At 68.4% G+C, this 17,989-nt stretch carries 14 protein-coding genes and 1 riboswitch; of the genes, 6 read left to right on the plus strand and 8 right to left on the minus strand.

Translation table 11 applies throughout. From position 1 onward, the window contains the following. Nucleotides 1–342: 342 nt before the first annotated feature. From ACM9NP_RS22905 to ACM9NP_RS22920, 4 genes are all read right to left on the minus strand, one after another. Nucleotides 343–1,191 (minus strand): DegV family protein, encoded by an 849-nt coding sequence (locus ACM9NP_RS22905; protein ID WP_415648838.1) that lies wholly within the window; start codon nucleotides 1,189–1,191, stop codon nucleotides 343–345. A 67-nt stretch (nucleotides 1,192–1,258) separates the two neighbouring features. Then, complete coding sequence (locus tag ACM9NP_RS22910; protein ID WP_415648839.1) at nucleotides 1,259–2,215, minus strand: helix-turn-helix domain-containing protein; 957 nt, start codon at nucleotides 2,213–2,215, stop codon at nucleotides 1,259–1,261. A 90-nt stretch (nucleotides 2,216–2,305) separates the two neighbouring features. Further along, nucleotides 2,306–5,650 (minus strand): S8 family serine peptidase, encoded by a 3,345-nt coding sequence (locus tag ACM9NP_RS22915; RefSeq protein ID WP_415648840.1) that lies wholly within the window; start codon nucleotides 5,648–5,650, stop codon nucleotides 2,306–2,308. A 461-nt stretch (nucleotides 5,651–6,111) separates the two neighbouring features. After that, nucleotides 6,112–6,282, minus strand: coding sequence for a hypothetical protein (locus ACM9NP_RS22920; protein WP_415648841.1), 171 nt, complete (start codon nucleotides 6,280–6,282; stop codon nucleotides 6,112–6,114). A gap of 72 nt (nucleotides 6,283–6,354) precedes the next feature. Between ACM9NP_RS22920 and ACM9NP_RS22925 the strand changes: the two genes are divergently transcribed. Both ACM9NP_RS22925 and ACM9NP_RS22930 read left to right on the plus strand, forming a co-directional pair. Further along, nucleotides 6,355–7,350 (plus strand): hypothetical protein, encoded by a 996-nt coding sequence (locus ACM9NP_RS22925; RefSeq protein ID WP_415648842.1) that lies wholly within the window; start codon nucleotides 6,355–6,357, stop codon nucleotides 7,348–7,350. Nucleotides 7,351–7,353: 3 nt separating this feature from the next. Then, a complete protein-coding gene (locus tag ACM9NP_RS22930) occupies nucleotides 7,354–8,487 on the plus strand; it encodes a class I SAM-dependent methyltransferase (protein WP_415648843.1) in 1,134 nt (377 codons plus the stop codon). Between the two features lie 92 nt (nucleotides 8,488–8,579). Here ACM9NP_RS22930 and ACM9NP_RS22935 read toward each other — a convergent pair whose 3' ends face one another. Both ACM9NP_RS22935 and ACM9NP_RS22940 read right to left on the minus strand, forming a co-directional pair. Next, nucleotides 8,580–8,789 (minus strand): heavy-metal-associated domain-containing protein, encoded by a 210-nt coding sequence (locus ACM9NP_RS22935; RefSeq protein WP_415648844.1) that lies wholly within the window; start codon nucleotides 8,787–8,789, stop codon nucleotides 8,580–8,582. Between the two features lie 21 nt (nucleotides 8,790–8,810). Next, nucleotides 8,811–9,098 carry a metal-sensitive transcriptional regulator gene (locus ACM9NP_RS22940; protein ID WP_415648845.1) on the minus strand — a complete coding sequence of 96 codons (288 nt, stop codon included), beginning with the start codon at nucleotides 9,096–9,098 and terminating at the stop codon, nucleotides 8,811–8,813. A 217-nt stretch (nucleotides 9,099–9,315) separates the two neighbouring features. Next, nucleotides 9,316–9,509, plus strand: a riboswitch (cyclic di-AMP (ydaO/yuaA leader). A 12-nt stretch (nucleotides 9,510–9,521) separates the two neighbouring features. Here ACM9NP_RS22940 and ACM9NP_RS22945 point away from each other — a divergent pair. From ACM9NP_RS22945 to ACM9NP_RS22955, 3 genes are all read left to right on the plus strand, one after another. Next, a complete protein-coding gene (locus ACM9NP_RS22945; RefSeq protein ID WP_415648846.1) occupies nucleotides 9,522–10,472 on the plus strand; it encodes a C40 family peptidase in 951 nt (316 codons plus the stop codon). A 230-nt stretch (nucleotides 10,473–10,702) separates the two neighbouring features. Further along, entirely contained in the window at nucleotides 10,703–11,683 is a 981-nt protein-coding gene (locus ACM9NP_RS22950; protein ID WP_415648847.1) for a C40 family peptidase, read from the plus strand. 344 nt (nucleotides 11,684–12,027) lie between these two features. After that, nucleotides 12,028–13,602: a hypothetical protein gene (locus ACM9NP_RS22955; protein WP_415648848.1), complete on the plus strand. Its 1,575-nt coding sequence runs from the start codon at nucleotides 12,028–12,030 to the stop codon at nucleotides 13,600–13,602. A 145-nt stretch (nucleotides 13,603–13,747) separates the two neighbouring features. Here ACM9NP_RS22955 and ACM9NP_RS22960 read toward each other — a convergent pair whose 3' ends face one another. Then, on the minus strand, nucleotides 13,748–15,388 hold the full coding sequence (locus ACM9NP_RS22960; RefSeq protein WP_415648849.1) for a beta-N-acetylhexosaminidase: 1,641 nt from the start codon (nucleotides 15,386–15,388) through the stop codon (nucleotides 13,748–13,750). A gap of 224 nt (nucleotides 15,389–15,612) precedes the next feature. Continuing rightward, nucleotides 15,613–16,833 carry a DivIVA domain-containing protein gene (locus ACM9NP_RS22965; RefSeq protein WP_415648850.1) on the minus strand — a complete coding sequence of 407 codons (1,221 nt, stop codon included), beginning with the start codon at nucleotides 16,831–16,833 and terminating at the stop codon, nucleotides 15,613–15,615. A 355-nt stretch (nucleotides 16,834–17,188) separates the two neighbouring features. Between ACM9NP_RS22965 and ACM9NP_RS22970 the strand changes: the two genes are divergently transcribed. Continuing rightward, nucleotides 17,189–17,971 (plus strand): S1 family peptidase, encoded by a 783-nt coding sequence (locus ACM9NP_RS22970; RefSeq protein WP_415648851.1) that lies wholly within the window; start codon nucleotides 17,189–17,191, stop codon nucleotides 17,969–17,971. Nucleotides 17,972–17,989: the final 18 nt, after the last annotated feature.

Raw genomic sequence — 17,989 nt, forward strand, 5'->3', positions numbered from 1 at the left:
AAACACCCTGTTAAGTTCTCAAACAACACACCCACACCAAACAACCCCCACAAACAAAGGCCATCCGATGAAGCACAACCCCACCAACCTACCAGACCGGGTTCGGGCCGCTTTCCCGGGGGTTACCCCTCGAGGCGCACACGAATCCGACTGAAGATAATCGGAGGATTTCCCGCAAGCCTACCAGTGCGAGTTTCGAGAACCTCCGACCGCCTGGTCGGTTTCTCTCCCTCGCCCTGTCCGGTTCCCCGCGGGCAAGAAGAAATTTACCCTAGCCCCGAACGGCCTGAATCGGGGGGTCCCCTTTTGCGTCCCGCTGACCGATTTGGCTGGTCATGGGCCCTACAGACGCCGGTGCACGACAGCGCCGAGCAGACCGGGACCGCAGTGCGCGGCGACGACCGCGCCGACTTCGGTGACGAACAGTCGCTTGAGTCGGCGACCGAAGGCCTCCCTCGCCCACGCGCCAAGTTCGTCGGTCTGCTCGGGGGAGTCGAAGTGATGCAGGGCGATGTCGATCGAGCCCTCCCCCGCCGAGCGCGTGATCAGCTCGCGCAGCCGGGCGAGCGCGCGGGCGCTGGTTCGGACCTTGTCGCGGACGATGACCTTGCCGTCGTCGATGTTCAGGATCGGTTTGACGGCTAGGGCGGTGCCGACGAGGGCGCTGGCGGCGCTGATGCGTCCGCCTCGGCGCAGGAATTCGAGGGTGTCGACGTAGAAGTACGTGTGGGTGCGGTGTTTGGTCTGGGTGGCGACGGTCGCGGCGTGGGAGAGGCTGCGGCCCTTGGTCGCCTCGGTGGCCGCGGCGAGTGCGCAGAATCCGAGTCCCATGCCGGCGTCGAGGGAGTCGACGACGTGGACGCGGTCGCCGATGGCGGCAGCGGCCTGGGTCGCCGAGTCGACGGTTCCGGAGAGTTTGGAGGACAGGTGGACGGACAGGACGCCCGTATGTCCACTGTCGAGTAGGTCTTGGTAGACGTTCGCCAGGGTTTCCGGGGCGGGGCGTGAGGTGGAGACTTCGACGCGCCGGGCGGCGAACGCGGTGGCCATGTCGGCGGGCGTGAAGTCGATGCCTTCTTCGCCGGTGACACCGTTGACGGTGACGGGGATGGGGACCACGGTGATGTCGTATCGGTCGCGTAGTTCGGCGGGGAGGCACGCCGTCGAATCCGTCACCACGGCTACAGACATGGTCGTTACGGTAGCCAGTTTTGGTGTCCGTCGGGGTTCGAAGTGATCTCGGCCGCATTCCGAATGATCATGGTGGGGGCGTGACGCTGTGCCGGCCGAGCCAGTATCCGAGCTGCATGCGGGTGTCGACGCCCGCTTCGTCCATGAGGTAGCGGATGCGGCGTTGCACGGTGCGGGGTGAGACGTTGAGTTGTTTCGATATGGACTTGTCTCCGAAGCCCTGTAGGAGCATCGAGACGACGCGGTTGTCGAGGTCGGACGGGTCTGTGGTGGCGGGGCCGTTGGTGATGACCTCGGCGGAGCGTCGCCAGGTCTGTTCGAAGAGGGCGGTGAGCGCGTCGAGGAGTCCGCTGGGGCGGACGACGACGGCTCCGGGTTCGCCGCCGGTGGCCAGGGGAACGAGTGCGACGTCATTGTCGGCGATGATCATGCGGAGCGCGAGTTCCTCGGTGGAGCGGACTTCTTCGCCGGCGCTGACGGTCTCCTCGATGGCGGACATCATGCCGGGTTGGTCGAGGATCGATCGTTCGAGGATGACGCGGTAGCGGACGCCTCGAGTGAGGGCTTCGCCTTCGGCGGTGTTCTCGCCGGCGGTCATGACGATCGGGTCGGGTTTGACGAACGCGCGGACCTCGGTGGTGGCGGCGTATTGGATCTGGGTGAAGCGTTGGCGGACTCCGTCGGCTCCGACGACGACTTCGACGAGGTCGCGGATGGATCCGGCCGCCTTGTGGGTGCGGAACAGTTCGGTGAGTTCGGCGAGTGCGCCTTCGGCTCGGCCGAGTTCGTCGCGGCGGCGGACGAGGAGCGCGCGGAGCGCGAGTTCGGGTGGGGCGGCTCGGTAGTGGTCGCTTTCGGCGGTGGCGAGTCCGGCGAGGTGTAGTGCGGTGAGTGCGGTCGTGGCTGTGGGTTCGGTGGTGCCGAGGGCGGTGGCGAGGGCTGCCGGGGTGGCAGGGCCGTGGGTGACCAGGGCGCGGTAGGCGCGCTCTTGGTCGGCCGAGATTCCCAGGGCACCGAGTTCCACGGCCCAAGAGTATGGCTCGGGAGGGACGATGGAAAGGGGGCGGCCGCCCGGCACGCGGCCGCCCCTGGGGTTTCCGGTGTGGGACACCGGTTATGCGACTCCGTACATGTTCAGCGTGTATTGGTCGACGCTGTTGCCTTGGGAGTCGGTGGCGGTGAGGTGCAGTGACGGGTAGGTCCCGGTGAAGTCACTGTTGTCGATGAGGACGTACCAGGTGCCCGCCTTCTTCTGGACCGTGACGTCGATCCAGTTGTGGTCTTCGATCGGGGTTCCGTCGAAGAGGCTGATGTCGTCGGGGCTGATCTGCGCCTTGACGGTCTTGATCTCGGCGGGGTCGTGTCCGTCCTGGTTGACGAAGTCGACGGCGATGGCGAAGCCGTTGGCCGCCGGGGTGGCGTTGTAACGGTCGACGTCCATTGTGTAGGTCGGCATGTGGAGTGGGAGCGCGGTGACGTCGTCGCCGTTGGGGCGCTGGGAGTCGAAGGAGAACGTGGTGACGGTTCCGGTTCCGACGTTCCAGCCCTTGTTCCATGAGGTGGGCATCCGCATCTGGGTGACGGTGGCGTCGTAGCGGGCGGGTTCGCCGCTGATCTCCCACTGGCCGGAGGGCCAGGCGCTGGTGCCGAGGTCGACACCGTTCTCGCTGAGTTGCAGGTTGCCCATGTCTCCGAATCCGCCGACGCCGGAGCGTCCGGGGGTGGAGTCCTTCCACGGCGAGAAGCTGAAGCCCATGAGGTTGTGCTGGCGTTCGGCGATGCGGGCGGGGGTGCCGTCCGCGGCGTAGAACATGCCGCCCGGGGAGGGGCTGCGGTACCAGTCGACCTCGTAGGTCTCGCCGGCCTCGTAGGTGCGGGTCGGGTCGATGAAGGTCTCGACCATCATGCGGCCGCTGGACGCCATCTGGGTCCAGCCGACGTCCGGCGTGTAGTAGGCGGTGCGGTCGGTGGGGGTGTTGACGGCGCCGGTTCCGCCGCCTGCGGCGACCTGTTCGCCGGTGACGGGGTCGAGCGCGGTGACGAGGTCGTAGTAGGTCGAGTCGGTTCCCTGGGCGTACCAGTTCTCGTTGACCTTGGCGAGGGAGCGGTCGGTGACCTTGTGGTTCTGTTGCGCGGTCACGCGTCCGGTCTCGGTGAAGGACAGGTTGTAGACGTAGGAGCTGTCGGCGTGGTCGACGCCGGGCTCGTACATCCGCCAGTAGCTGCCGAATCCGAAGTAGCCGGTCTTGACCTTCTTCTCGGTGGGGACGACGTAGAGGCGCGCGTCCTCGCGGGCGTTGATGGAACCGCCGACGTACCAGTAGTCATCGATGATGCGGGCGTAGCGGAGTGTGCCGCCGCCGACGGCGAAGTCGCGGTCACCGTCGACGGTGACTTCGACGGCGTCGGTCGCGTCGAGTTCGATCGTGGTGTTCTTGGTGATCTTCTTCTCGGGAACTCCGACGTACGTGTACTCGTACTTGTAGTCGCCGAGGTCCTTGGCGAGGAAGCCGTTGATGGAGACGGTTCCGGCTCGGACGCGCAGCGTGGTGGTCTCGCCGGTGAGCGGGACCTGCTGGGCGGTGAGTTCGTCGGTGTGGAACAGGACGATGTTGCCGAGGGTGGCGGCTTCGCCGTCGCGGTCCGTGGCCTTGATGGTCAGGTCGACGGTCTCGGGTTCGAGCTGGTAGCCGAACGCGGTGGTGACGCGTGTGTCGTCGTCGCCGGTGGCGATGACGCGGCCACCGATGGCGCCGTAGGTGGAGGCGTCGAGGTTCTTGACGCGGTCGGTGACGACGAGGGTGACGTCGGCGCTCTCGCCGGGGTTGATCGTGACCTTCTTACGGTCGAGGAAGACGCTCTTCTTGGTGACCTTGGATCCGTCGGGGCCGACGAGGCCGTCGATGGAGAGGTCCAGCTTCACCTTCTCGTCGCTGACGTTGGTGTAGGTGATCGTCTCGCTGTGCGTCTCGCGGCCGTTGTGCGGCCAGGCGAATTCGCCGACGCTGACGCTGGACGTGGCGATGACGTCCGTGTCGATCGCGCCGGGGACCCACATTTCGCCGGCGCCCTGGTCGTAGACGCCGCCCTTGGGGGATTCCTTCACCGCGGAGGTGAGGGCCTGTTTGATCTGCTGGGCGGTCCAGTCCGGGTGCGCCTGCTTGATGAGCGCGGCGGCTCCGGCGACGTGCGGCGACGCCATGGAGGTGCCGGACATGCGGCGGTAGTGGTTGTCGCCGCTGCTGCCGAGGGCCGCGCCGAGGATGTCGACGCCGGGGGCGGCGATGTCGGGCTTGACGCGGTTGTCGAGTGTCGGGCCGCGGCTGGAGAACCGGGCGGTCTCGGAGTCGGAGTCGACGGCGCCGACGGTGAGGGCGGCGTCGGCGCAACCGGGCGAGGACACGCTCTGCGGGAGTCCGGCGTTGCCGGCGGCGATGACGAAGAGGGTGTCGCCGGAGCCGAGCTCATTGACGGCTTGGGACATCGGGTCGGTGCAGTCGGTGGGTTCGCTGCTGCCGAGGCTCATGTTGACGACGTCGGCGCCGTTGTCGACGGCCCACTGCATTCCGGCGATGATCCAGGATTCCTGACCGCCGCCGAAGCCGAGGACCTTGCCGATGAGCAGGTCGGCGTCGGGTGCCATGCCGGCGCGGCTGCCTTCGGACGCCTCGCCGGTGCCGGCGATGGTGGAGGCGACGTGGGTGCCGTGTCCCTCGTAGTCGAACGGTCCGTCGCCTTCGGTGAAGTCGGCGGAGCCGACGACGCGGCCGGTCAGGTCGGGGTGTTCGGCGTCGTAGCCGGTGTCGAGGACGGCCACGGTGGTGCCTTCGCCGGTGTATCCGTCGAGCCAGACCTCGTCGGCGCCGGTCTGGGGGACGCCGGTGGCGGGGTCGAGTTCGCCGTAGCCCTCGACTTTCGCGTCGAGCCAGATCTTGCGCTCGCTGCGGGCGGTGGTGGCGGCGGTGAACAGGGACTCGGTGTTGTCCTTGTCGACGGTGATGGCGCTGGCGCCGATCGCGTCGAGGGTGACGCCGGTGGTGACGCCTCGGGTCTTCATGGGCGCGCCGGTCACGATGAGCGGGATGTCGTCGCGGTTGGCGTCGTCGTATCCGGAGCGGACGAGTCCGGTCACGTTGAACAGTTGCGGGTCGAGCGTGCCGGCGTTGATCGCGGCCTGCGCGGACGCGGGGACGACGTACAGGTCCTGGCCGTCGCGGGTCGTGTAGTAGTCCTCTTCGGTCTTCAGGACCGCAGAGGCGATTCCGTTGGCGTCGTAGTGGACTGTGGCCTGGTCTCCGGTGATGAGGGTGACGACCGCGTCGGCTCGCGCGGTGTCCTCACCGGAGAGTGGTCCTCCGGCTGCGGCACTCGGCGATGCCGTGGCGAACAGGGCGGTCGCCGTGGCCATCACCACGGCGGACGCTGCCCCGACACGGCGTCGGAAATGCTGGGGGCTCATGTCTGAACTTTCGTGTGCGTCGAAGGGCTGGGGTGAGACACACGATTGCAGATCAATCTCCGCAAATACCGCTATACGCTGCGACGACAACTCGCCATGACGACTTGTCGCCACGGCGAAGGCCCTGTTCCCCGAGCGCCCGCACGCCGTCGGCCCGCGTCCATTTGGACCGAAGTGGACTCATGGCGGGGCCGGTTCGATTGACGCCCTTGGGTTGCGCGAGACGACCGCCCCGTCGATGGCCCCGATCGACGTCGGGAGCGCGACGTCCCATCAGACGGGAGTCCGCCGTCGACACAACAGAACTGACTGTGAGTGACGATTGGACAACGCGACCCGTCCGATTCAGAAGGGGCTTCGCCGCGCGGGCCGAACACGCGAGCCGGTCATGCGTGACACCCGTGCCGAAGCGCCGTAGCCCCGCGTTCAATCCATAGTGAACAGACGGGGCGGTGTCGCCGTCAGCCCCAGTGCGGCGGGCGTTCGTCGAGGAGTCGCTGATCCTCGGCGGAGATCACGGGGGCGGATCGGCGACGGGGAGGCGACCACCCCTCGTCCGTGTCGTCGCTGGTCTGCTCCGGCAGCAGTGGTTCGTCGTCGACGGGAACGCGTTTCGCGTCGTCGCGTGTCATGGTTCACCCCCGTCGAATCGGTCCGACGGCCAAGGATACGGCCGTTCGGGCGAAATGGAAAACTCGGGCGCTATGACCTCGCCCCTTGACGTGCTCGAAGCCCTGTGCCATCGCTACGCGTTCGGTGACGTGCGCGCGCTGGTGCCGATGCTGGGATTGCCCGCCGACGCCGTCGCGCGCCTGCGCCGGATCTGCCTGTTCGGTCAACGGCTCGTCGACATGGACGCCGAAGACTTCGACATGGCCGACACCGCCGACGGCGGCCCCGAGTACACCGCGCTCGTCGACCGCGCCCGCGCGTGCCGCATGCCGCAGCGCCCCGACGAGCGCTACCGGGGCGCGCTCGGCAGCCTCGCCCCGTCGTTTCGGCTGATGCTGGAGGTGCTGGCCGCCAGGCATTTCCGCCACGACATGGCCGGATTCGTCTCGACCGTCCACATCATGGGGGAATACCTTCCGCTGCTGATCTGGGAGGGCGCGTGGGGGCACGCCGGGGATCCGGCCCGGATCGGTGCCGACGTCGCGCGCCCGGACAGCCGCTTCGGCACCGGCGACGACGAATGCGCTCACCATCGGCCGGACGCGAGCGCGGCGAGTCGGGCCCTGCGGATCGCCCGCTCGGACGTTCGCGGCTGGCAGACCTACCTGGATCGGTACCACTCGAACCTGTCGCACGCGGTGGCGGTGTGCGCCGGCGCGTGCGTGAACCCGTGTTCGGTGATGGTGGACCTGGACCAGCCGACGCGGGCGCACGTGTCGGAGGCGAACGCGCTCGCGTTGGCGTTCGGGGACAGTTCCCTCATCAAGCTGCGGCATTCGGCGCCGGTCGGCCACGGCTTCGGGGTGCCGTCGCCGGAGGAGGTCGAGAAGACGTGGCAGCACACGCGTGAGGTGCTGGCGAAACGGTCGCCGATGGGCGAGTCCGCGCTCACCGATGACGGGTACTGCCTTCCCGGTCTGGTGTCGTTCCTGTCGACCCTGACGAACGTCGCGTTGACGCCGGACACACTGCTGCGCGACACCGCGGCCCTCACCGTCGACAAGCTGTACGCGGCGTGGGACCGTTGACGGGTGACCGAACCCTTGCAGCCAGCTCTTGACCGGATTCGTCGGCTCGTCCTCGACCCCGAGGGTCTCGTCCGAGCCGTCGCGTCGGGGCGCCGTCGTGGCCTGCCCCCGCCCGAGCACGTCAAGGTGGTGCTGCGTCCGGTCCGCCTGAAGGACGGGGTGCGGCTTCAGGTGTCCCGTGACGACGGGCAACGGCCGCACACGGCGAACGTCTCGTTCGACGAAGCGGAGGCGACGCTCGGTGAGCTGCTCGCCCAGCCGTACGGGAACTGGCTGGTCGAGACGACGACTCGGACGGTGACGTTGCGGGTGACCAAACGGGGCGAGGCTCAGGTGCACACGAGCGACGTCGGGCACGAGCAGCGACTCGACCACGATCGGGCGGCCCCGCACCTGATGCCGCCGGATGACGCGCTGTTCGGCGCGTTGGGGGCGGGCGCGGCGAAACGCCGCCAGGTCGACGCCTTCCTGCGCGCCGTCGACCCACTCCTGAAGTCCTATGAGGATTCTGTGGCGATCGCGGATCTGGGCTGCGGCAACGCCTATCTGACGTTCGCGCTGAGTCGCTACGCCGCTCGACTCGGGCTGACCGCCTCGACGGTCGGCGTGGACGTCCGCGCCGACCAGCGCGAACGCAACACCGCCTTGGCCATGGAACTCGGCATGGACGGCACGCTGCGATTCGAGGCGGCGTCGATCGAGGAGGCGAACGTCTCGGACGCCGACCTCGTCGTGGCCCTGCACGCCTGCGATACCGCGACCGATGACGCGTTGGCGCGGGGTGTGGCGGCGGGGGCTCGGCACATCGTGGCCGCGCCGTGCTGCCACCACGATCTCGCCGCCCAGCTGAAGGCGGGTGGCGTCGACGGGGGTCGCGCGCTGCTCGGCGACGGCATACTGCGGGAACGGTTCGCGGACGTCCTCACGGACGCGTTGCGCGCGCAACTGTTGCGGCTGCATGGATACCGGGTCGACGTCATCGAGTTCATCGACTCGGCTCACACCCCGCGCAACACCCTGATCCGCGCGACCCGGACGGGTGGGGCCGCCTCGGAATCCGACTGGGCGCACTACCGCGACTTGACAACACAGTGGAATGTCAAGCCGCGGTTGGGCACGTTGTTGGGCGCCGCCTAGCGAACTCCCGTCGGCTCGGGTGGTCGATCCGCCCGCCGTCTGGAACGTCCGCCTATCGCGAGCCTCGACCCCGGAGCCTCGCCGTCACGCCGTCACGCCTCGACGAGGGTGTAACCCGCCTCGTCGACGGCCGCGCGGACATCGGTCAAGGTCAACGGCGCGGCCGAGGAGACCGTGACCGCGCCGGACGCGACGTCCACGTCGACCGAGGAGACACCCTCCAGCTCGGTCAGTTCGTCGGTGACGGCCTTCGCGCAGTGGCCGCAGGTCATACCGGACACCTGGTACGTGGTTGTGTTCATGATTGTCACTTTCTCGATGTATCAGGATCGGACGAGACGCGCGATCGCGTCAGAGGCTTCCTTGACCTTCGCGGCGGCCTCGGCGCCGCCGTCCGCCGCCGCCTCCGCGACACAGTGCGCGAGGTGGCCTTCGAGAAGGCTCAGCGCGACGGCTTGCAGGGCGCGGTTGGCGGCGGAGATCTGTGTAAGGATGTCGATACAGTAGGCATCCTCGCCGACCATTCGCTGCAGGCCACGGACCTGCCCTTCGACCCGGCGAAGCCGTTTTTGCAGCGCCTCGCGATCGGTGTGGTACCAGTACTCGGTCATGTGTCGAACACCTCCACGGAACAGTATACCCCCGGTGGGTATAAATCGCCGGTTGCGAACACCACAGCGTCAATGAGCGAACCCGGTCCGTCACGCGGCCGCAAAATATTCCCTACCACGGCAAATATCAGCCTCTCAGACCTTGATAAGGCCCCACACGCCCCTCTACTGTTGGCCCCGTCGTTCGGAAAGCTCGGTCCGCCACCCCCGGCGCCGCCGGACGACACCGCCGAATCGCCGCCGCGCGGCGAGCCGGGGAACCGTTTCCCTGGGGTGAATCCGTCGGCAGGCAACACCCCCGTTGTCGACGGTAGGGCGCACACTCATGCCTCGTCCGGCACGCGAGCCATGAAGAGCTTCTTCCCCGCCCGAACCCGTCAGCTAACTCGGTAGGCGGAAAAGCCAGAAGGAGCACGTTCGACGGTGAAGAAACGTCACGCGTTCATCGCAGCGGCCGCGACCGCGTTGCTACTGATCTCGATCGCACCCGGCGCGGCACACGCCGACCCCGATTCCCTTGAGGAAGTCGAGGCCGAACTCAAGGAACGCGGCGAAGAACTCGAAGCCGTCATCGAGGATTACAACGGCGCCAACGAAGACCTCAAGAAGACCGAAAAGCGAATCAAGAAGATCGAGAAGTCTCTTCCCAAATTGGAGGAAGAGGCCGAGGAAGCCCGCCTGGCCGCGACCGACATCGCCGTCGCCGCCTACACCAAGGGCAACGATCTCAGTGCCGTCGGATCCATCCTCGGTGGATCGCCCAACCGCGCGATCGACCGGATCACGGCCATGTCGGCCCTGAACGCCTCCCAGGCCGAGGACCTCGACCGCTTCATCGAAGCGCAGACCAACCTCGAAGAGGAACTGGCGACCCTGGAGGAAACCAAGGTCTCCCAGAAGGCGATCAAGAAGGAGATCGGCAAGAAGAAGTCGAAGATCGAAGGTGAGATGGCGGACCTCGACGAGCTCAAGGCCCAGCTGTCACCTCCGAGCGCACCCGACATCTCCCAGTTCCCGCCAGCGCCGTCCGGTGCCGCGGGTGACGCCGTCTCCTTCGCGTACGCGCAGGTCGGCGAGCCGTACTCCTGGGGTGCCGCGGGCCCCGACGCGTGGGACTGCTCCGGTCTGACCATGGGCGCCTGGAACGCCGCCGGTGTCGGCCTCCCGCACAACGCCGCGTCGCAGTACAACTCGATGCCGCACGTCAGCCGCGCGAACCTCGCCCCCGGTGACCTCGTCTTCTACAACGGGCTCAACCACGTGGGCATCTACGCCGGTGACGGGGTCGTCGTGCACGCGCCGACCTCCGGCCAGAACGTCTCCGTCGTGGGCATCGACTCGATGCCGATCGACGGATACGGCCGACCCGGCTGAACCGACACATCTCCACCGCGACACGGGCCGGTTCCGCCACCACAGGCGGGACCGGCCCGTCGACGTATCCAGACATGGAGACATCCACGGCCTTCACGCGTGTCGCGCACCGTCGCGATCCCATGACACTGATAGGTTCGGCCCGGTTTCGACCGCCCGCACCCCAATCGGCCAGGGCACGGAACTGTCCTATGTAGCCACTTCCGCCCAGTCCACAGGAGACCGCCCACGTGTCGACACGATCCGACACCATACGGCCCCATGTCATCTGGCCGGCCGTCCTGGCGTCCGCCCTCATCGGGGCCTTGGCCATGGCCGCGCCCGCGGTCGCCGAACCGACCGTCGCCGAACTCGAAGCAGACATCGACACCGTCGCGACGGAACTCGAAACCACGATCGAGAACCATCACGCGATCGTCGCCGACCTCGACGAGCTCACCGAACGGCACGCCACCCTCGCCAACACGCTCCGCCCCATGACCAGCGACGGAGACCAAGCCATAGCCGAGGTCAACGACCTCGCCGCCGCGCTCTATCGACACGGCCCCAACACCCTCATCACGCCCCTGACGGCCACCGGACCGAGCGACCTCGCCGACCGGCTCACCATGCTCGAGTTCATCACCGCCCGGCACCGCGACCAGGTCGCCGCCGCGACCACCGCACTCGTCGAACTCGACGCCGCTCAACGCGACATCGACGACCTCACGGAGCAACGCGACGCCCTCGCCGACGAACGCGACACCCTCAAGGACCGCATCGAGGAGGCGACCACCGAGCTCGACGCCGCGCGCGCGCACGCCGCCGGCTTCGGCTACTTCGGACCGAGCGGCCGACCCGCGCCCCCGATCCCGGCGGGCCTCGACGGCGCCGCCACCACCGCGATCAACTTCGCGCACAGCGTCCTCGGCGCCCCGTACCAATGGGGCGGCACCGGTCCCGGTTACGACTGCTCCGGTCTGACCTCCGCCGCGTGGTCGGCGGCAGGCGTGAGTCTGCCGCACTCCTCCGCCGGACAGTACGACGTGACCGCGCACATCGCGCGCGACGAGCTTCAGCCCGGCGACCTGGTGTTCTACTACACAGATCTGCACCACGTCGCCCTGTACGTCGGCGACGGCTCCGTCATCCACGCGCCCACCGCCGGACAGAACGTCCAAGTCGCGCCCGTCGACCTGGCACCCGTCGCCGGTTACGGTCGCGTGCTCTGACGCGGTAACCGTCCCGCCGCGGCGACGGCGGGACGGTCACTCCCCATGACCGAACCGCCCCAACGGTTCGAGACCTACGCGGTCATCGCACCGCCGCTCTCGGCGCACTCCCTTGTCGAGCAAGCACTCCCGGCCAACACGGCACCGACCACGCTCGCATGCACATGCACGGATTCGGCTATTTGCCGGTACCCTCCGCACGCGCGTCACTACGGTGAGAGCCGTCCGCGCCGTCGGCACAGACAGGTGCCCACGCATCGGGTTTCGGTCCACATCGGCGGCGCGATCGCATCCATCTAACAGGGGGAAGAATGCACATCACATCGCGGAGGATCGCGACCATCGTGATCGCCAGCGCAGCGGGTCTGGCCGCTCTCGGCCTTTCGCAGCAGGCGTCGGCGCACCCGGCAGCCGCCGACATTCCGGCCGAGGCGCCAGCGGGTGTAGCGGCTCCGGTCGCCGGTGAGACGCCCGCTCAACCAGGTGCTCAGGCCGACCAGCCGGTCGACCCGAACGCCAGCGGCCACCCGTGCGCCACCGCGCCCGACCCGTCGGCGCAGCTGCCGGCCCCGGCCGACCAGACCGCGCCCGGCGCGCAGGCACCGGCTGACCAGACGGCGCCTGCGGCTCAGGCACCCGCCGACCGGACGGCGCCCGCCGCGCAGGCTCCCGCCGACCGGCGTCAGCCGATCGACGAGGCCGGATTCGTCACGCCCACGGGCGACGACGGTCCGGTTAGGATCGACATCCCGGAGCAGCCGACGGACGCACCGATCATGCTGCCCGCCGAGGAACCGGTCCAAGAGCCGATCAACCCGTGCGTGACCACACCGGACCCGGCCGCGCAGCAGCCGATTCCGGCCGACCAGACCGCGCCCGCCGCGCAGGCGCCGGTCGACCAGGTCACGCCCGCCGGACAGGAGCCGGTCAACCGGACCCTGCCCGCGGACCGTGACGCGGACCGTGTCGCGCCGGCCGACCGTGACGCCGACCGTCAGCGCCAGGTCAACGAGGCCGAGTTCGTGATTCCCACGGGAACCGAGAACCCGATCCGTATCGACCTGCCGACCGACGCCGAGCCGAACATGCAGGCGCCGCTGGACCAGATCCTGCCCGCCGACCGCGACGCCGACCGCGACGCGCCAGCCGACCGGACCGCACCCGCGGACCGCGACACCGACCGCGTCGCACCGGCCGACCGTGACGCCGACCGCGTCGCGCCCGCCGACCGTGACGCCAACCGCGTCGCGCCCGCCGACCGTGACGCCGACCGTCAGCGTCAGGTCAACGAGGCCGAGTTCGTGATTCCCACGGGAACCGAGAACCCGATCCGCATCGACCTGCCGACCGACGCCGAGCCGAACATGCAGGCGCCGCTGGACCAGATCCTGCCCGCCGACCGCGACGCTTCGACCGACCGTGACGCCGACCGCGACGCACCGGCCGACCGGACCGCACCCGCGGACCGCGACACCGACCGCGTCGCACCGGCCGACCGCGACACCGACCGCATCGCACCGGCCGACCGCGACGCCAACCGCATCGCACCGGCCGACCGTGACGCCGACCGTCAGCGCCAGGTCAACGAGGCCGAGTTCGTGATTCCCACGGGAACCGAGAACCCGATCCGCATCGACCTGCCGACCCGCGGGGAGACTCCGGTCGAGCTTCCGGCCGACCGGACCGCGCCCGACGCGCAGGCGCCGGTGGACCGGACGCTGCCCGCGGACCGCGACGCCGACCGCGACGCTTCGGCCGACCGTGACGCCGACCGCGTCGCGCCGGCCGACCGGACCGCACCCGCGGCGGACCGCGACGCCGACCGCGACGCTTCGGCCGACCGTGAAATGCCGGGCCTCGGCTCTGAGGCCGTCGTCCTTCCGGACGAGGGCATTTCAGTTGGTGGCGCGCGCTACTGATCGGTGGATGTCGGCGGGCGGTTGAGAAAAACCGCCCCGCCGACGCCGATACCGGTGTTGAATGGGAGATCGACGGCCGAGCAGCCACGGGGGATGCTCGGCCGTCGATATGTGTGCGTGGTGTTCCCCTTGGCGGGACCCGTCCTCAGTGTCCAGGGAGGTCGGGCCGTTCCGGTCGGTTCTCGTCCGTCAGATCGAACCTGCGACGGCGACCGGTTCCGCCCCGCTGCCATGGGTGCGGGCCGTCGAGCGGTCGATAGTTGATCCCGACGGCGTCCAGCCGGTCCAGGTGCCCCTCGATCCGGTCGGAGAACGGATCCTCCGCTCGCGCCGCCTTGCCGGCCCACGCGAGATCGGCGACGGCGGCCAGTCGCGGGAACGCCGCGTACTCGACGTGTTCGGGCGTCGGCATGTATTCCGTCCACAGTTGGGCTTGGACCCCGAAGACGAGGGCGTCGTCGACTCCCTCCGGAACCGGCTCGAACCCTCCGATCTCGTCGAGGGTGTTCATGTTGTGGATGTGGAGCGGCTCCTCCGACAACGTGGACGGGTAGTAGTCCAGGTAGACCGCCTCGGTGGGGGCGATGATCACCCGGTGCCCCTTCGCGGCCGCCTTCGCCGCGATCGCGAAGTCCCGCCAGACCTGGATGACGGCGTCCGCGGGCGCCCCGCCGTCGAGGATCTCGTCCCAGCCGATGATCGCGCGGCCGTGTCGCGCCAACTGCTCGCTGAACCGCTCGGTGAACCACGACTGCAGATGATCCACATTGTCTAGACCGAGTTCCGCTGCCTTGGCGACGGCGGCCGGGCTCGCCCGCCATTCCGAGCGCGGACACTCGTCGCCACCGATGTGGATGTACGGCGACGGGAAGACGTCGACGACGGTGTCGAAGACGTCCTGGGTGAACCGCAGCGCCTCGTCGGTGGGGGCGAGCACCTCGCTGAAGATCCCGAAGGTCGTCGCGACGGTGCTGGGCTCGCCCGTGTTGCCGAGCTCGGGATAACCCGCGAGGACGGAGCGGACGTGGCCCGGCAGATCGATCTCGGGGACGATCGTGATGTGGTGTCGTGCCGCGTAGGCGACGATCTCGCGAAGGTCGTCGCGAGTGTAGAAGCCCCCGTGCGGGGTTCCGTCGTACCCCTGCTCGGACAGGGCATGCCCGATGACGGTCTCGGTTCGCCACGAACCGATCTCGGTCAATAGTGGCCACTGTGGTACTTCCAGGCGCCAGCCCTGGTCGTCGGTGAGGTGCAGGTGGATGACGTTCAGTCGGTGCAGGGCGGCCGCGTCGATGAGCCGCAGCAGGAACGACTTCGGCTGGAAGTGCCGCGCGACGTCGATCATGACTCCGCGCCAGGCGAACCGCGGCTCGTCGTCGATGACGACGGACGGCAGCTCCACGGGGCCCTCGTTGATGGCGGCGGCGCGCAACGCGGTGGGCGGCAGCAACTGCCGCAGCGTCGCGACCGCGCGGGCGAGGCCCGCAGGGTGGGCCGCGGTCACGGTGACCGCGTCCGTGCCGACGACGATGCGGTACGCCTCGGCGGCCGTCGTGGCGTCGTCGGGCCGGTCGCCGTCCACGACGAAGGTGATCGTCGAGTCGGCCGTGGTCTCGGGGACGACGGGCAGGGCGAAACCGGTGGCGGCCCGAGCGGCGTCGTGCCACAGCCAACCGGCGGACACGGCGTCGCCGCGGGCGACGATGACGGTATCCGGGGTGATGACGAACGGCGGTTCGTGTTGTGCGGCAACGTCTTTCGGCCGGGGTATCAAGTTGAAGCTCATGTGTCACCTCGAGAGGATCGGAACGGGTCGAGGGTGCCGTTCCCGACACCGTACGGCCACCGGAGCGCGTAAACCAGGGACGAACAGTTAATAGTTCAGAAACTAAAACATTAGCCGTCCGAATCGCAAGACGCCCCGAACGCACAGATCGGCGCGAACCGATCACGGTCCGCGCCGATCGGCGCGAATGGGTCCATTCGCGCGACGGTTCTATGGGAAGGTCGTCAGCCGGCCACCGGGGAGCGCTGAGCCGGGGTGGACGCGGTGTAGAGGGTCGTCTTGGGAACAGGCAGGTCGATGTCGCCACCGGCGACCTGGTTGAGCTGCCGACGGAGGTCCTCCAGGTGCGAGGCGACGGCCATCCTGCGGCGTTCGAGCTCCTCGACCTCTCGCCGCAACGGCACCGCCATCCGTTCAGCCGTCTGTTGGGCTTCGCTGCGGATACGGGCCGCCTGAGCCTTGCCCTCGGCGAGAAGCTCGGCGGCAGCGATCGCCCCGTCGTCACGGGTCTGCACAGCCCGGCGATCGGCTTCGACGAGCCGGTCGTCCGCGCGTGCGCACGCGTCCCGGTACTGCTTCTCGGCGAGTTCGGCGCGTTCCTCGGCCTCCTCGACCTTGAGCTGGGCGTCGGCGACGGCGTCGGCGTGCCTCTTCGAATTCGCCCTCTCGAGTTCCTCCCGGCGTGCGGCCAGTTCGAGGGCCAGCGCGTCGCCACGACGCTGTCGAGCCTCCGCGCCTTCGGCGAACAGCCCGGCCGCCGCACGCAGTTCGTCGGCGTCACGGAGAGCGATCGCCCGCAGTTGGGCGTTCTCTCGCTCGGCGGTGACCCTGTCGCCCGTGATCTGGCGGGTCGACTCGGACTTGAGCTTCTCGGCTTCGGCGAGCGCTTGCGCCCACAGGTGCTCGGTCTCACGGTGGGCTTCCACTTTCTCGGTCTCGGATTCGATTCGTGCGGTATCGACGAGGTCGATGCTCTCGGCCTTGGCCGCGGCCCGCATTCCGGAGGCTTCGCGGTTCGCAGTGGCGGTCAACGTCGACGCCATGATGCGCGCGGATTCGACGATCTGCTCGGCCTCCACCTTCGCGGCGTCGACGATCTCGACCGCGGACCGTCGGCCGTCCTCGCGTTGGGTGTCGGCGTCGAGGTCGGCCGCGCGCAAGACCTGCTCGACACGGGACCCCAGGCTCGACAGGGTGGGCTGTTCGTTCTCGGCGATCCGATCGGCGTTGTCGGAGAGTCGGCGCTCGAGGGCGCCGATACGCTGCTCCGCTCGGCGGAGAGCGGTCCCGGCCTCGCCCATCGCCTGCTCGGCTTCGTTACGGCGTTTCTGGGCGGTGCGGACCGCGATGGCGACAGAGGTGGTGAACCTGTCGACCTGTGCCCGGTCGTACCCGCGCATCGCGGTGGAGAACTCCACCTCGTCGACATTGAAGAATTTCGACATATCAGTCCAAATGTGGGTATTCCGTACAATTCTCGAACACCACATCATCACATCGGGTGACATTTGGGCTCGAGCGACGCGCCGACGCACGAGCGTTTTGACACGGACGGGTCGAGATGACGCCACGGCGACAACAGGTCGCACCCTCCGACCATCCACAGTCCATAGTAGTGCCCGTGCGACCCATGCGGGTTCGACCCCCGACCTCGGAGGTCGACCGGCCCCCTAATCGCAGCCTAATTGTCGACCGTTTTCTTGACATACGGCGTATTCCCTGAGAGAAATATATCGATTGAATTACACCCCGCACGCGCGACGACGATCCTCGCGCCACCCCGTCCGACGAAGGAGAACCATGTCCCCCCGACCGATCCTGACGAAGGCGCTCGCCGTCGTCGGGATGTCCCTTCTGGCTCTCGCGGCGACAGCGCTCTCGCTGCCCGCCCACGCCGCCACCCCTTCCCCGGCCGCGATCGACTCCGATGGTGACCCCGGCACCACCATCGTCGGCGGCGGCCCCGTCAACGACCCCAAGCCCTGGATCGCGGCGCTCCACAATGGTGGAGCATTCACCTGCACGTCCAGCCAGATCGGTTCCGAGTGGATCATCACCGCGGCGCACTGCGTCGAAGGCGGAGGGAACTACTCCGTCCGCATCGGTTCACTCGACCGGTCCTCGGGCGGCACCGAACGAGCGGTCTCCGAAGTCCACATGCACCCCGATTACGCCTGGCCGCTCAACGACATCGCCCTGTTGCGTCTGGCGCAGCCGTTCGACAACGAGTACGCCCCCATGGCGAACTCCGCCGACGTCCAGCTCGGCCAGGCGTCGACGATCTACGGCTGGGGTTCCGAGAACGCGGACTGGAGCGGGCCGCTCCCCGAGCGGCTCAAGTACTCCAACGGCGTGACCTCGACCGAGGGCTGCCAGACGACCAACGTCATCTGCATGGTCGGCGACGGCGGTGTCGCCGGCGGAGACTCCGGCGGCCCCGGTTTCGTCCAGAGCCCCGTCACCGGCGAATACGTCCTCGCGGGCGTGTGCGCCATCGGTTACAAGCCCACCGACGGGCGCTGGAGCGGCTACACGTCGATCCCCGCCAACGCCGACTGGATCAACCAGGTCAGCGGCCTGTGAGCCGACGCGGGGGCCGGG

Origin of the sequence: Stackebrandtia soli, assembly GCF_965137155.1 — a bacterium.
Taxonomy (GTDB): domain Bacteria; phylum Actinomycetota; class Actinomycetes; order Mycobacteriales; family Micromonosporaceae; genus Stackebrandtia; species Stackebrandtia soli.